The 15,961-nt window shown below is 36.5% G+C and carries 13 protein-coding genes; 7 read left to right on the forward strand and 6 right to left on the reverse strand.

What is annotated here, in order from left to right:
• Positions 1-24: 24 nt before the first annotated feature.
• Both addB and addA read left to right on the forward strand, forming a co-directional pair.
• Positions 25-3,540, forward strand: a complete 3,516-nt coding sequence (gene addB / locus KHA97_RS00865) for a helicase-exonuclease AddAB subunit AddB (RefSeq protein ID WP_213122916.1) — start codon at positions 25-27, stop codon at positions 3,538-3,540.
• Entirely contained in the window at positions 3,518-7,267 is a 3,750-nt protein-coding gene (gene addA / locus KHA97_RS00870) for a helicase-exonuclease AddAB subunit AddA (RefSeq protein WP_213122917.1), read from the forward strand. The genes addB and addA overlap by 23 nt, the downstream gene beginning before the upstream one ends.
• 243 nt (positions 7,268-7,510) lie before the next feature.
• Here addA and KHA97_RS00875 read toward each other — a convergent pair whose 3' ends face one another.
• From KHA97_RS00875 to KHA97_RS00900, 6 genes are all read right to left on the reverse strand, one after another.
• Positions 7,511-7,729, reverse strand: a complete 219-nt coding sequence (locus KHA97_RS00875; protein WP_213122918.1) for a spore germination protein — start codon at positions 7,727-7,729, stop codon at positions 7,511-7,513.
• 4 nt (positions 7,730-7,733) lie between these two features.
• Positions 7,734-8,141 carry a spore germination protein GerPE gene (locus KHA97_RS00880; protein ID WP_213122919.1) on the reverse strand — a complete coding sequence of 136 codons (408 nt, stop codon included), beginning with the start codon at positions 8,139-8,141 and terminating at the stop codon, positions 7,734-7,736.
• The gene (locus KHA97_RS00885) at positions 8,142-8,324 is read right to left on the reverse strand and encodes a spore gernimation protein GerPD (RefSeq protein ID WP_213122920.1); all 183 of its coding nucleotides are present in this window, start codon (positions 8,322-8,324) and stop codon (positions 8,142-8,144) included.
• 8 nt (positions 8,325-8,332) lie between these two features.
• Positions 8,333-8,932: a spore germination protein GerPC gene (gene gerPC, locus KHA97_RS00890; protein ID WP_213122921.1), complete on the reverse strand. Its 600-nt coding sequence runs from the start codon at positions 8,930-8,932 to the stop codon at positions 8,333-8,335.
• A 20-nt stretch (positions 8,933-8,952) separates the two neighbouring features.
• The gene (locus tag KHA97_RS00895) at positions 8,953-9,174 is read right to left on the reverse strand and encodes a spore germination protein GerPB (RefSeq protein ID WP_213124262.1); all 222 of its coding nucleotides are present in this window, start codon (positions 9,172-9,174) and stop codon (positions 8,953-8,955) included.
• A 72-nt stretch (positions 9,175-9,246) separates the two neighbouring features.
• Positions 9,247-9,468, reverse strand: coding sequence for a spore germination protein (locus KHA97_RS00900; protein ID WP_213122922.1), 222 nt, complete (start codon positions 9,466-9,468; stop codon positions 9,247-9,249).
• A 204-nt stretch (positions 9,469-9,672) separates the two neighbouring features.
• On the opposite strand from KHA97_RS00900, the gene KHA97_RS00905 reads away from it, so the two are divergent.
• The 5 genes from KHA97_RS00905 to KHA97_RS00925 all read left to right on the forward strand — a co-directional run bounded on the left by KHA97_RS00905 (position 9,673) and on the right by KHA97_RS00925 (position 15,958).
• Positions 9,673-10,875, forward strand: coding sequence for a DUF418 domain-containing protein (locus KHA97_RS00905; protein ID WP_213122923.1), 1,203 nt, complete (start codon positions 9,673-9,675; stop codon positions 10,873-10,875).
• Positions 10,856-11,752 (forward strand): fumarylacetoacetate hydrolase family protein, encoded by an 897-nt coding sequence (locus tag KHA97_RS00910; protein WP_213122924.1) that lies wholly within the window; start codon positions 10,856-10,858, stop codon positions 11,750-11,752. The genes KHA97_RS00905 and KHA97_RS00910 overlap by 20 nt, the downstream gene beginning before the upstream one ends.
• 82 nt (positions 11,753-11,834) lie before the next feature.
• Positions 11,835-12,206: a YisL family protein gene (locus KHA97_RS00915; RefSeq protein ID WP_213122925.1), complete on the forward strand. Its 372-nt coding sequence runs from the start codon at positions 11,835-11,837 to the stop codon at positions 12,204-12,206.
• Between the two features lie 298 nt (positions 12,207-12,504).
• Positions 12,505-14,535 (forward strand): sensor domain-containing protein, encoded by a 2,031-nt coding sequence (locus tag KHA97_RS00920; RefSeq protein WP_213122926.1) that lies wholly within the window; start codon positions 12,505-12,507, stop codon positions 14,533-14,535.
• 31 nt (positions 14,536-14,566) lie between these two features.
• The gene (locus KHA97_RS00925; protein WP_233713268.1) at positions 14,567-15,958 is read left to right on the forward strand and encodes an alpha-amylase family glycosyl hydrolase; all 1,392 of its coding nucleotides are present in this window, start codon (positions 14,567-14,569) and stop codon (positions 15,956-15,958) included.
• The last annotated feature ends 3 nt before the right edge of the window (positions 15,959-15,961 follow it).

Consider the following 15,961-nt stretch of genomic DNA (forward strand, 5'->3'; position numbering starts at 1 on the left):
TTTACGTAAAAGGGGATGGGAAATTTGTCGCTTCGTTTCGTCATTGGACGATCTGGAACAGGGAAGACAACTTGGTTCCTAGATGAAATAAAAGATAAACTGATGAAACAGCCTGATGGGTACCCAGTTCTATATATTGTCCCAGAGCAAATGACGTTTTTATCGGAATATCGTTTAATTAATACACCTGGATTATCTGGAATGATCCGAACACAAGTATATAGTTTTACCCGTTTAGCTTGGAGAATCTTCCAGGAAACTGGAGGAGCTGGCAGAAACCATCTTTCCAGTGTTGGATTAAATATGTTAATTCGAAAAATCATTGAGGATCATAAAGATGATTTAAAACTGTTTAAAAAGGCAGCTGACAAAAAAGGCTTTATTGAGCATGTGGAAAAAATGCTGACGGAATTTAAGCATTACTGTATTACCCCTGAAGATCTTCATATTTCACAAAAAGAGCTTTCTTTTAAAGCATCCACAAGAGCGCTCGCAGACAAGATGCATGATCTGGAACTAATCTATCATAAATTTGAACAATCACTCATTGGAAAGTACACAAATTCCAATGACTATTTAAATTTGCTGGCTGATTCCATAAAAAATTCAAGTTATTTAAAGGATGCAGAAATTTATATAGATGGATTTCATAATTTTACACCGCAAGAAAAAAGAGTTATTGAACAACTAATGAAGCATTGTAAAAGGGTATCCATTGCTCTTGTACTTGATCGACCATATAAAAATGGTGCCAAGCCCGAAGAACTTGATTTATTCAGATTAACTGGAGAAACGTATTCAGATTTATATGAAATGGCTTCAGAGGGCGGCATCTTATTAGAAGAGGATGTTTTTCTTGCTGATGCACCGAGGTTTCAGGATGAAGGTTTACAGTATTTGCAAGCTCGTTTTGAAAAACGTCCGGTAAAATCATTTGATCATAAGCCCGCCATTGAAATAAGAATAGCAGCAAATAGACGTGCTGAGGTGGAAGGAACTGCTAGAGAAATTCGCAGGCTCGTTAGAGAAGAAGGCTACCGTTACAATGATATAGCGGTATTAATTAGAAATGGACATGAATATCAAGAGACATTGGAAACAGTTTTTCATGACTATGAGATTCCATTTTTCCTTGATCAAAAGCGGCCGATGTTAAATCATCCCTTAATTGAACTTATTCGAAGTGCGTTAGATATCATTAATAGCCATTGGAGATATGAGCCGGTATTTCGTGCAATTAAAACAGATTTACTATTTCCTTTAGGGTCTGATTTGGAGAAGTTGAGAGAACAAATGGACAGGCTTGAAAATTATGTATTAGCCCATGGAATAAAAGGTGATAAATGGATCGATAAGAAACCATGGCGCTATAAAAGGTTCTTCGGACTAGAACATGAAGGTTCTCCCCAAACGGATGCTGAAAAAGAATTAGAGTCTGAATTAAATAAGTCTCGTGATCTTGTCGTATTACCACTTTTTCGATTATCTAGAAGAATTAAAAAAGCTAAAAATGCTCGCGAACTATGTGAAGCAGTTTATTTAGCGTTGGAAGAATTGGATATCCCAGCGAAGTTAGCAGAAAAAAGTAATATTGCTGAAGAAAAAGGACAGCTTGTCGTTTCAAGGGAACATGACCAAGCATGGGATGCAGCTGTCGATTTACTTGATCAATTAGTTGAAATTATGGGAAATGAACAAATTTCCATAGAAACGTTCATCGATATTCTTGATTCTGGTTTGGAGGCAGCGAAATTTTCATTAATTCCACCTGCAATCGATCAAGTTTTTGTTGCAAACTTAGAATTATCTCGACTTTCAAATATTAAAGCTTCTTTCGTCATTGGCTTAAATGATGGTGTCCTTCCTGCAAAACAAATGGATGAAGGTACATTGTCAGATGAAGATCGCAATGAACTAGATGCGATTGGAATGCAGCTAGCACCAGGTGGGAAGAAAAAACTGCTTGATGAAGATTTTGTTGCCTATCGAGCTTTTACAGTTCAAGAAGAGCGTCTTTATTTATCTTATCCACTTGCAAATGACGAGGGAAAAGGTTTGCTGCCTTCACCATATATAAAAAGAATGAAGGAAATTTTCCCGGAAATAAAGGAAATCAGTGAAGTCAATGAACCAAGTGAGCTTTTAATGGACGAGCAATTTGCCTATGTTTCGCACCCTGGAACGGCAATTGCCTATTTAACCGCACAATTACAGTTGACGACCCGAGGGTATCCTATCGCTGACTTTTGGTGGGATGTTTATAATTTTTATATGAATCAACCTAGTCACAAAAATAAAGCGAATAGAATTCTTTCAAGCTTATTTTATCAAAATGGAGCGGAAACACTTTCTGAAAAAACGAGTAAAGAATTGTATGGGGATGAAATGCTTGCCAGTGTCTCAAGGATGGAGCTTTTTCACGGCTGTCCGTTTTCACACTTTTCATCCCATGGCCTACGTTTGCGTGAAAGAGAGATTTATAGGCTAGACGCACCGCATATTGGAGATTTATTTCATGCTGCACTAAAGTGGATTTCCGAAGAAGTAGTTAAAAAGGGACTTACATGGTCAAGCTTAACGAAACAACAATGTGAATGGCTTGCTAAAATGGCTGTGGAACAATTTGCTCCAAGACTTCAAAATCAAATTCTACTAAGTTCAAATCGGTATTTTTATATTAAGAGGAAACTGGAGCAAATCATCGGAAGAGCTTCTTATGTTTTAAGCAGTCACGCAAAAGTAAGTGGTTTTACGCCAGTAGGGCTGGAGCTAGATTTTGGGCCTTTTAAGCAATTACCCCCGCTCGCATTTACGTTGAAAAGCGGAACAAAAATGCAGCTTCAAGGTCGAATCGACCGCGTCGATAAAGCGGAAGATGAAAATGGTGTATATTTGCGGATCATCGACTATAAATCCAGTTCGAGAGACTTGGATTTAAATGAAGTTTATCATGGAATTGCATTACAAATGCTTACTTATTTAGATATTATTATCACTCACTCAAGTAAGTTGGTCGGAACGGAAGCAAGGCCTGCCGGAGTTTTATATTTTCATGTCCACAATCCAATGCTCAATAGTGATAAGGTTGTGACCTTGGAGGATATCGAAAATGCCATTTTGAAGGAATTTAAGATGAAAGGTCTGTTACTCGGCGATTCAAATGTTATTCGCCTTATGGACAATTCCTTGGAAACAGGAGCTTCAAACATCATATCTGCAAGCATTAATAAAGATGGAAGTTTGTCAGCAAGCTCACAAAAAAGTTCTGCTACTGAAGAAGATTTTAAAACATTAAGACTTTACATGCGTAATCTCTATCAAGAATCTGGAAACAGAATTATTTCAGGGGACGTTCATATTGCCCCGTATAAATTAGGGGACAGAACTCCTTGTCAATTCTGTTCATATAAATCAGTTTGCCAGTTTGATCAATCTCTAAATAATAATCGTTTTCGTATCATTCCTCAGCAAGACTCACATGATGTTCTTGCTAGGATTCGAGAGGAGGTCGTTACTTATGAAGACAGTCATTCCAAATAAGCCCGAACACGTTACTTGGACGAATGATCAATGGAAAGCAATTATGGCGAAAGATCAAGATATTTTAGTTGCAGCTGCTGCGGGTTCGGGAAAAACGGCAGTTCTCGTTGAACGTATTATTCAAAAAATACTAGCAAGTGAAGATCCAATAAATATTGACGAATTGCTCGTTGTTACGTTTACTAATGCGTCTGCAGCAGAGATGAGACATCGAATTGGCGAGGCACTTGAAAAGGCGATCAATGAAGACCCTTTATCATCCCATTTAAGGAGGCAGCTCGGCCTTTTGAACAGTGCTTCAATTTCAACCTTGCATTCCTTTTGTCTCGATGTTGTTCGAAAGTATTATTATATGATTGACATAGATCCTGGCTTTCGAATTGCAGATCAAACGGAGGCTGACCTTCTCCGTGACGAAGTACTCGATGAACTATTCGAAAGGGAATACGGAAAATCAGAGAATGAATCCTTTTATCGGCTTGTAGATACATTTTCAAATGATCGAAATGATAGTGCTGTCCAAGATCTTGTTCTTAAACTGTATGACTTTTCCCGTTCTCATCCTGATCCGTTTATGTGGCTCAATCAAATAGTGGAAATGTATGATGTTACGGAAAATACTAATATAGAACAACTCCCTTTTATTGATATATTAAAATTTGATATTCAACTTCAAATATCTGGAGCTAGAGAATTACTTGAACAAGCTTTGGAATTGTCAAAGTATCCTGGAGGACCAGCTCCAAGGGCTGAAAATTACTTAGATGATCTTTTTATAGTAGAGAGGATGGAAAATGCAGCAGCCAAAGGGTGGAAATCACTATATGAGACGATGAATGACTGGAGTTTTTCAAGATCGAAGTCATGCAAAGGTGATGAATATGACCCAGATATTGTAAAAGAAGCAGATGATTTAAGAAAAGCTGCCCGAGGAATGTTGGACAAACTCGCAAAAGAATTATTCTCTAAAACTCCTGAAAAGTTTTTAAAGGATATGCAAGATATGAAACAAGTTCTTGCCACTTTGGTTGAGGTTGTAAAGCAGTTTTCACAATTGTTTGAGAAAGAAAAAGCGGATAGAGGGTTAGTCGACTTTTCAGACCTTGAACATTTATGTCTTGAAATTTTGTTGGAACCAAATGAAGAGGAAAAAGGGATTATTCCCTCTGAAATCGCGATTAGTTATCAAAAGCAGTTTAAAGAAGTACTAGTGGACGAATATCAAGATACGAATATGGTGCAAGAAACCATCATCAAATTAGTATCAACTGATAGCGAGTTTAATGGGAATCTTTTTATGGTTGGAGATGTTAAGCAATCCATTTACCGTTTTCGTCTTGCTGAACCTAATTTATTTCTTGGAAAGTACTTGCGTTTTACAAGAGAAGGAGAAAATACTGGCCTTCGTATAGACCTTTCCCGTAACTTCCGAAGTCGAGCAGAGGTATTAGACGGGGTAAACTATATTTTTAAGCAAATTATGGGCACAAATGTTGGAGAAATTGAATATAATCATGATGCTGAGCTCATTAAAGGCTCTGGATATCCAGATGACGATTCTTTTCCGATTGAAGTAGCCATCATCGACCAATCAGATGAAGAAGTAGATGATCAAGAAGAGTTCGAGAATCATTTAGATCATAATGAATTAGTGCAAACGAAGCTTGAAGCTCGTTATATGGCAGGAAAAATCAGAAAGATGATTGATGAGGAAAATCCTATTTATGAGTTAAAAACAAAGAGTGTACGGCCAACTAGATATAAAGATATTGTGATTCTCGTCCGTTCTCTTAGTTGGGCGCCAGAGATTATGGAAGAATTCAAGCATTACGGCATCCCAGTACACGTTAATTTGTCTACCGGTTATTTTGAAGCGACTGAAGTATCAATTATGATGTCTTTACTTAAAATCATTGATAATCCTGATCAAGATATCCCTCTTGCCGCAGTTCTCAGATCTCCGATTATCGGTTTATCGGAAGAGGAATTAGCTCATATTCGCCTTCATACAAGGAAAGGAAGTTATTACGAAGCTTGTAAAATGTTTATATCGAAAATTCCTGATCATGATTTTGGACAAGCTTGGGAGCAAGTTTCTCAGTTTTTCAATCAGCTTCATGAATGGAGAAATATCGCTCGAGGTGGGGCATTATCAGAGCTGATTTGGCAACTTTATCGTGACACTGGATTTTATGAATTCGTCGGGGGACTTCCTGGTGGAAAACAGAGACAAGCGAATTTGCGGGCCTTTTATGATCGAGCCCGACAATATGAAAGTACTTCTTTCCGAGGGTTATTTCGTTTCTTAAGGTTTATTGAAAGAATGCGTGACAGAGGAAACGATTTAGGGGCAGCGAGAGCTCTTGGAGAGCAGGAAGATGTCGTTCGAATTATGACGATTCACTCAAGCAAAGGTTTAGAATTTCCTGTTGTTTTTGTAGCAGGAACTGCAAGACAATTCAATATGAGAGATTTATATAGCAGCAATCTATTTGATAAGGAATTTGGTTTTGCTTGCAAATATGTCAATCCCGAAAAGCGTATTTCGTATTCTTCATTACCCCAGCTCGCTTTTAAAAGGAAGAAAAAAATGGAGCTTCTATCTGAAGAAATGCGCGTCCTATATGTTGCGTTGACAAGGGCGAAGGAACAGCTCTTTTTGGTTGCTACTGTAAAAAACGTCGAAAAAAAAATGAAAAAATGGATGAAGGCCATGAAACAATCAGACTGGCTGTTATCCGACCAAGATCGAGCCCAAGCGAAATGTTATCTCGACTGGATTGGGATGGCACTTGTAAGACATCAAGACGGGGAGAATGTTCGTTTAGCAAGCGGTGGAAAGTGTGAAAATGAAATTTTTGAGCATCCATCACGTTGGAAAATTGAAGTTTTCTCTAAAAACCAATTTGATGAAGAGATCGGGAACCACCAAAACGCGGATCTTACTTGGCAGGAATCGGTCAAAAAAGGGCAAGCAATTGAGATCGAGTCAACATACAAGGAAGAAGTATATTCACGACTTTCGTGGGAATATGCTTTTCCTTTATCGACAAAAAGAATGTCAAAACAATCTGTTTCAGAGATAAAAAGGATGTTTGAAACAAGGGATGAAGCAAGTTCTACACAATTAATCAAAAGAGATAGCAAGCTTCATTATGACCGACCAAAATTTATGAGTGAAAAAGGAGTCCTCTCCCCTGCAGAACGTGGAACAGCCATGCATACAGTTATGCAGCATATTCCACTTGATGAGCAGCCGACAATCTTGTCGATAGAACTGTTGCTTGAGGAATTAATCCTAAAAGAAATTATTACAAACGAACAAGCTGAAGTAGTTTCAAGCGAACAAATAGTAGAGTTTTTTCAAAGTGATATTGGAATAAGAACAATTTCAGCCAAGAAAGTTCATCGTGAAGTTCCGTTTACAATGGGAATACCAGCACGGGAAGTTTATTCAGACTGGGATGGGTTTGATGAAAATGTGCTAGTCCAAGGAATCATTGACTGTATAATTGAAGAAAATGATGGGGTTATTTTACTAGATTATAAAACAGATACGATCCAAGGTAGATTTCCTAACGGATTTTCACAGGCAAAAAATATTCTTGCTAGACGCTATGAAACACAACTGAATTTTTACGAGCGAGCCATTACCGAAATATGGGAAAAGCCTGTTATCGGTAAATACTTATATTTCTTTGATGGTGGAGAATTTTTGAAGTTATAATAAGAAAAGCGCAAGCGCCTTGCTCATCGACGTACAAACTTCAGGGCCTTCGACTGAGATAAAGGAAACACGATGAGTCCGATAGGACGAATCGATGTTGACTTACGCAAAAGAGTAGGACAAGAAGTTTGCTAGTCGATAGGCGCCGGAGCTGGACAACAAAATTCTAAATTCAAAAAGACTATAAAAAACTTATACTTTTTTAAATTTAGAAAAAGGCTGGACCAGAAAGTGGTCCAGCCTTTAATTATTACCAATCGTTGGTTGATCAATTAAGTTTGAATCAATAGTTGGATTTACGCTAGCACCGTTAAGCGTAACGATAAACCCACCGACATTACCCGAACCAGATCCTTCAGTTGTCTTGGAAGCACTTTTCGGAGAAATGACAGCAACATCTCCAAAATGAACAACCCCTCCGGTAACATTAAGAATTTGACTTGCTCCTATTACAGCCGGCATAAAATCAGTCCCTTCGCACCTCTACTTTTGTTCTAGGACGGATCGCTTGACCCGATAGCTGCCGTATATGGTCTATCCTTGATTCTGCATGGACGTTTTCTGTATTTCCGATATGCACCATTCCTGACGAGGATATCCCTTTTATCCAGATCCTTCCTACACATATATTTGGCTTTTCGTGATATTTTCTAATATAAGGCCGAGGAATTGTAAATGTTGGGATGGGAATAGGCTCTGAAAAAATTCGGGGATAGTAGTTTGCTTCCTTACCAAAGTATATTTCCTGTTGTCGTTGGACTGCAAGAGCCTGCGCTGATGGACGTAATTGAACAGTATCACCTATTTCCAATACTCCGTTGGAAAGAATGCTATAAACAAGTATATGCTGAACAACGGAATTTCGTCCCCACATTTATCTGCCCCCTGTAGATAGCGGGACGAATGGTCCGATGATTAAAGATTCAGCAGGTGTATCAAATGTAGAAGCAAGTTGAATTGTGTTCGCATCCCCGACTAATAGTAAAGAGGAAGTCGTTATCCCGATTACATGTATTTCGCCTACGTTTAATTCCCGATTTATGACATTGAGTTCCATGATGATTATTATCCTTCCTTTCTATTTCGAGGCATTTGTGCAATGAAGGTATGAACACCATTATTAATATCTGCAACGATGGTTTGGTACATTTTTTCAAAAAGCTGTTCTTTCGTTATTTCTTCATTTGTTCTAGTACTAAAAAAATGAAGATAATGTTCGGCACGTGTTGGCAATTGTTTACGTATATCTTCTTTAATTAAATTGAAGTAAGATTCCTCCAACTGAATACCAATTTGGCTTTCTGAATTGTGAATAATCGTATCTAGCTGCTGATCAACATATTGATTCAATTTTTCAAGGAGTTCTGTTTTCATTTGCTGATCTTCTTCTGACGATTTTTCATTCCTCATACTTGGCACAGCGGAAAAATCATCAATATTATTTAAATCTGCTGGATTTAGCCCGATATTTAATGTACCTTCCAATGTTTCCACTTTTAATTGATCGAATTTGTATTCAAGCCTCTCTACTGTTATTGAAGGTTTTTCTTTTAATGTTTGAACGTCTGCGGATAATTGATCCATGGTTGCTTGCAGCCTATTGATTTCTTGTTGCTGCCAAACGACATAATCATTTAATTGTTTAAGATATAATTTTAAATCCATGTCATCTCCGCCTTATTAATTTATAGTGGTACTAGGATCGGGTGCTCAATTGCTTCACCAAGCGCTTCCGTTTTTACTCCTGCTATTGTAGATGGGGCAGCACCTGTAAAACCACCCGTATTAAATAAATTGGAGGCTTCTGTAATAATCCCAGTTGTTCCTATTTGTAAGACAGAGGAGTTAGTTATTCCTCCAATTTTTAACATGTTGATATGAATCGATTGTTGAACATTGATAATCAGTGTTGGTCCCTCCCATTGGAAGAATCTTAGTCTAGCATAATACCTTACTTCCTATTGTTAGGTCTAAAATTCTTATAAAGTAAATCCTATTCCTTGATCGATTACATCTGCATCAAACGTATTAGTAGATGATAATTCATTTATAACTTTTACTTGATCGGCCGTATTAAATGATCCCGCTCCCGCAAAAACCTTTGTGGATGATATAGGTTGAATTTGGAATACGTCTCCTATGTTAAAAACACCTGAAGCAGAGATATTAACAACTTGAACGGCTCCTACAAAAGCTGGCATCGCCGTTCACATCCTTTGTATATAAGAATATTATTGAGTCGCCTATACGTATAAATCATCACATTATCTTATGAGAAGCTAAAGGATTTGTGATTAAATAGCCCAGCAGTTAAAATAAGAAATGCGGAAGCGCCACGCTTGAAGATGTAAAACGAAGGAATCCAGTGAATTAGGATACATAAGGGACGTGGGGAGAATCGAAATATGAAACAAACACTAGAGCCGATCCGCCTAGAGGAGCGGATTCACTCGCTTGATGTACTAAGAGGTTTTTCATTGCTTGGAATTCTACTAATAAACATGATTAGCTTTCATTCACCTTTTAGTTATTATAATCCGTATGAATGGTGGCAATACGACGATGCCACTGTATATATGTGGCTGGATATATTCGTCCAGGCAAGCTTCTATCCCATTTTTGCCATGATGTTTGGCTACGGAATGGTCATCATGCAAGATCGCCTGAACGAAAAGGGTTTTTCCTTCTATAAAATAAGCGTACGGAGATTAATCGTTTTATTAGTATTTGGAATCATTCATGCATTTCTCATTTGGTACGGTGATATTTTAATAACATATGCGACAATGGGACTCATTTTACTATTATTTTTAAGACTATCGGGTCCATTGCTCATGGGACTTGGAGCAATCCTTTATTTATTGCCTCAACTTTTTTTTGGCGGTCTAATCATGCTAGCCACTTTATTCGATTCTGAATCACTTGCTGATTACATTGATATTGTTGGGCTGCAACAATCATCTGAAATATATGCAAACGGGTCGTTTTGGGAAATTACTATGCAGCGAATTGCGGATTGGTCATTGAATAATGGACCAGGAGAATTTTTTCTATATCTATTTATGATTTTACCTTTAATGATGATTGGAGCTGGTGCAGCTAAATTAAGATGGCTGCAAAAGGCAAACAGTCAGAGGAAAAAATGGATTATCATTTTATCCATATGTTTTCCAATTGCAGTAGCTGTAAAATTACTACCTTTTTTAATAATGCCTTCCATAAGCATTCAATATATACAAGATATGATAGGAGGGCCATTATTAGGAATAGCTTATATTGCAATAATTGTGCTCCTTATGTCGTATGGTCCCGTCGTAAAAGTGTTAAAGCCACTTGCCTCTGCGGGAAGAATGTCCATTACGATCTACTTAACCCAGTCTATTATAGGGACGCTTATCTTTTACAATTATGGACTGGGATTATATGGTCAAGTATCGATGGCCAAAGGTACATTGCTTGCCATCGCCATATATGTTATACAAGTGATCATTGCAGAAATCTGGTTATCAAAATTTAAGTATGGACCTGTGGAGAAATTTTGGCGGTTTTTAACTTATGGAAGACAAAAGAACGAACGGAGTGGTGATCATGAAATTCATAACATTTAAAATGAAAGGTCAAGAAAGGTTTGGAGTAGTCGATACTGAAAAGTCGCGTGTTTGGGATCTTATTTCTATTTCCGAAGATAGCGGTATATCATGCCCATTAACTTTATTAAATGGCATTATGGAAGGAGAAGAGTTTATAAAAAAAGTCTCCGAATTAGTGGAATGGGGGACAGAAAAGGGAAGCGAATCATATTTAATTCCTTTATCGGACATAACATGGTTAGCTCCGATTCCTAGGCCGACAAAAAACATTATGTGTGTTGGGAAAAATTATCGGGAACATGCGATTGAGATGGGAAGCGAAGCTGATATTCCGGATCATGTCATGGTTTTTACAAAGTCTCCCACTACGGTTATTGGACATAATGATTACATTGATAGTCACGAAGATATTACAGATCAACTAGATTATGAAGGTGAATTAGCGGTCATCATTGGCAAAATGGGAAAGAAAATTTCACAACAAGACGCACTTGACTATGTTTTCGGTTATTCCATTTTAAATGATGTGACAGCTAGAGACATACAACAACGCCATAAACAATTTTTCATTGGAAAAAGTCTCGATGCATCATGCCCAATGGGTCCGTGGATTGTCCATAAAAACGAAATCAGCAATCCAAATGATTTACATATTACAACGAAAGTAAATGGGGAAATTCGTCAAGATTCCAATACAGAACATTTCATTTTCCCTGTTGAAGAAGTTATTTCCGTCCTTTCTCAAGGTATGACGCTTGAGCCTGGTGATATTATTGCAACCGGAACGCCTGCTGGGGTAGGGAAAGGCTTTAAACCGCCGCGCTTTTTAAAACAAGGGGATGAAATCGAGATTGAAATCGAGGGTATTGGTAAATTGAACAATATTGTGAAATAGAGGTACCTTGCTGTGGACAACAAGAAATATATGGTAAGATGAGAGAAATATTGCAATTTGAACGGATTAAGGAGGAAATTACATGTTTGATAACACTCATGCACATATTACAACATGGACAATTGCCATCATTTTATTTGCAGTAGCTGTCTTTTTGCGCAAAACAGGCAATAAAAAAGCAGCAACTATAGTCCAAATGATTTTACGTGTTTTTTATTTACTTATTATTGCAACCGGGGTAATTTTATTTTCAAAACATAGTAGCTATGATCCAGCTTTATATGGTATAAAGTTTCTTTTCGGTTTGATTGTCATCGCAATGATGGAAATGATTTTAGTCCGATTAAAGCTTGATAAAAAAACCGGAATGTTTTGGGTGATTTTGATTATATCTTTCATTATTACATTCTATATTGGTGCAAAACTTCCGCTAGGCTGGAATTGGTTTGCCTAAATAAATTTCAAAAAGAGTAAATGTAAAAACCATAGCGTTGGTTTTTACATTTTTCTTTTTGGATAATATACACATTGCAACTTGCAAACTGTAGACTTTCGGCATATCGTGTTTCCTTTATTGGCTTAAGAAAAATAAGGAGCGTCGGCTAAAAATCGACAATAATATCTTGTCGGCCAATGTATCAATGCGCAAGGGATTACATTTTATTAATGACTTTCAGACAAATCTTCATTAAAATAAGGTATAAGAAAATGATTGTATTATGTCGAAAATGATAGCGGTGGTGAGAGGCAATTTGATTAGATCATATACCTATACATATAAAGATAAAAACGACTTGCTTAACTTTATGAATATGCATAATTTTTCTAGTAATGAATTATTCGTTATTAAAGCATATTTACCAAATTGGGAAAGTATAGAAGTCAGCCAATTGAAAAAGTTTTTACTGAATTTTTTGCCGAGTTCTGTTTTTATCATTGTTAATACTTCTAATAAGGAAGAGGCTTTTTTGACATTTAATCATTATGGAGCATTGGCAGAGACCATCCAATACGAAAAAATCAATCATTTAGAGAATGACTTTGCAATGGCAGATTTGTTAAACATTGCAACCAATAAATATTTAAATCTATCAAAAAAATATGATGAGATAAAAGAATACTTTTTTTCAGTTGTTGAATCTATTCCGGATATTATCTTCACAACTGATTTAAATGGATGCTTTACGAGTGTTAATGCAGCTTTTAAGAAAACATTTGCTCTCGGAATAGATGAATTAAAAGGGAAATCCGCTTTGTCGTACGTTTTATCAAAAAATGTACCAATCAAAAGATACTTTATTAAGGCCATTCGTGGAATCCCTGTTCAATTTGAGTTGAATCTTAAAGAAAAAACAGGTGAATTAGCAACTTTTATCATGCATTTGATTCCTATCATTGTTCAGAATAATACGGTTGAAGTGTTTGTAATAGGCCGCAATATTACGAAAGAACGTAAAATAGAAAAAAAGATGGAGAGAATAGCATATTACGACGCTGATACTGGGCTTCCTAATCGTATGAAATTTGATGAAGTACTCTTAACGAGAATTAAAAGGGCTAAAAAAGGCGATTATGAATTTTTAATCATGTTTTTAGATTTAGATAGATTTAAAACGGTTAATGATATGCTCGGTCATAAGTCGGGAGATAAAGTATTAAAAGTACTTGCTAAAAGAATTTCTTCCATTATTCCCAAAACAGCTTATTTAGGAAGGTTTAGCGGGGATAAGTTTTCAATTATTTTACCGGAAGGAACACAGTCCGAAGAGGCATTGAGGATTGGGCATGAAATCCTGCAAACGATTCAAATGCCATTGCATTTTGAAAGCCAAGAATTATACGTGTCTGCAAGTATTGGAATCAGTTCTTATCCTTCTGATGGCAGTGATAATGTTGAATTATTGAAGAATGCAGATGCGGCTCTAAACAGAGCGAAACAGCAGGGCGGGAGTACGATTGTGTTTTTCGCTGGTGAAATGAATAAGGAGACATGGCAAAGAATAGAAATTGAGCGAAGTTTGCGAAAGGCACTTGAAAATGATGAGTTTTATATTGCCTACCAACCTATTATCGATGCCAAAACTGGTAATCTGTCAACTTGTGAAGCATTACTTAGATGGGATCATCCCGAGTATGGATTAATTCCGCCGATGCAATTTATACCCATTGCAGAGGAAATTGGATTGATTCATCCGATTGGAAACTGGGTTTTGAAGAATGCTTGTAAGCAAACGAAAAGTTGGCAAGAAAATGGATTAAAGCATTTAAGTGTTTCCGTTAATGTTTCCGCCTATCAATTCCAGAATAGACATTTTACTGAAGAAGTGAAGGAAGCACTAGATTATTCAGGGCTTGAAGCAAAATATCTTCACTTGGAATTAACGGAAAGTGCTATGCTAAATCATACGATGGAAGCAATTAATACAATGCATATGTTGAATGAATTAGGTGTTAACATCTCCATTGATGATTTCGGAACAGGATATTCTTCATTAAGCTATTTAAAACAATTGCCAATTCACAGATTGAAAATAGATCGCTCTTTTATTAATCACTTTAAGACGGATTCTCCAGAATATGCGATAGTGAATGCTATTATGACGATGGGGCATGGCTTGGGATTGAACGTAGTAGCTGAAGGTGTTGAAACAAAAGAACAATTAAAATTATTGAAACAGCTAAAATGTGATTATATTCAAGGATACTTAGTAGAAAAACCAATGCAGGCAAATAAATTTGCAGAGTGGTATTATAATTCAAATTTGTTGTCAAAGCTTAATTAGTGATGAAAAGCAATTGTCAGGAGGAACAGCATTGTTTAAAAAAGCATTATGCTTATCATTTATTTCCCTTTTTCTATTTTCCACTTTTACAGTTCAAGCCGCTGGAAAAGAAGAAAGAGCATGGCAAAATGAAATTATATATTCTTTAATGGTAGATCGTTTTAATAATGGTGATAATCATAATGATTATGATGTGAATATGCAAGATCCGCTTCAGTTTCAAGGCGGAGATTTTAAAGGGATAAGAGATAGATTGGATTATTTACAGGAAATGGGTTTTACAGCTATTCAGCTTTCTCCTATATTTGAAAATGAAGTCGGCGGATATCATGGCCAATGGATTAAAGACTACTATAAAACTGATAAACATTTTGGTACACTCAATGAATTTAAAGAACTAGTTGATCATATTCATAAGAAAGACATGCGCATTATTTTGGAACTTCCTATTAAGAAAGAAATGGAAGGGCAAGAAATTATTAATATTGTGAAATGGTGGATTGAAGAAACCAATATTGACGGGTTCAAGTTGACCGATATTAATAATAAACCAATAGAATTTTGGCAAGCTGTCACTTCTGACATCATTAAATTGAAAGATGATTTTTATTTAACTGGAGAAGCTCCAAATCTTAGTAATGATGAAGTAGATAAGTATAGTCAAGCAGGGTTTACAAGTATTTCTGATGTTTCTTTAGTTGAGCCACTCCGGAATGCATTTTCAAAACCGGATGTATCTTCTGGACCTTTGTTTGATTTATTTGAACAAAAGACTACCCATTGGCTAAGAACAGCGTTTTTTGACAATCAGAATACTGATAGATTCACGCGAGAGATGGTTAATAATAATACATATCCCGTTACAAGATGGAAGCTGGCACTTACTTATTTGTATACGCAACCCGAAATCCCAGTTGTTTATTATGCGACAGAAATTGCCGTAAATGGCGGGAATTCACCGGAAAACACTCCAATGATGAATTTTAGAACAGATAAAGAAATTATTGATTACATTTCTAATTTAGGAAGAGTAAGAAGCCATCAAAAAGCATTGATGAGTGGTACCATGGAACTATTGTATGAAAATAATGGAATGACCGTTTTTAAGCGTCAACATGATGCTGAAATAGTCGTGGTGGCCATCAATAATACAAGTGCAGATCAAAGAGCTGTAATACCAGAAGAGAAGATTGAAAAAGATAAAGAGCTTCGCAGCTTGTTAGGTACAGATCTTGTTCGAGTGGATCAAAATGGTAATTACCATATCGTTTTGGAAAGAGAAACTGCAGAAATATATAAAGTTACTGAAAAAAGTGGATATAATTTACCATTTATTTTATCGATTTTCGCCGTATTTGCTTTGTTCATTCTTTTTATGTATATAACATGGAAACGTGGTAAGAAAATAAATCCTCAAAAATAAAAA

It is taken from the genome of Lederbergia citri (assembly GCF_018343625.1).
GTDB lineage: Bacteria > Bacillota > Bacilli > Bacillales > Bacillaceae_C > Lederbergia > Lederbergia citri.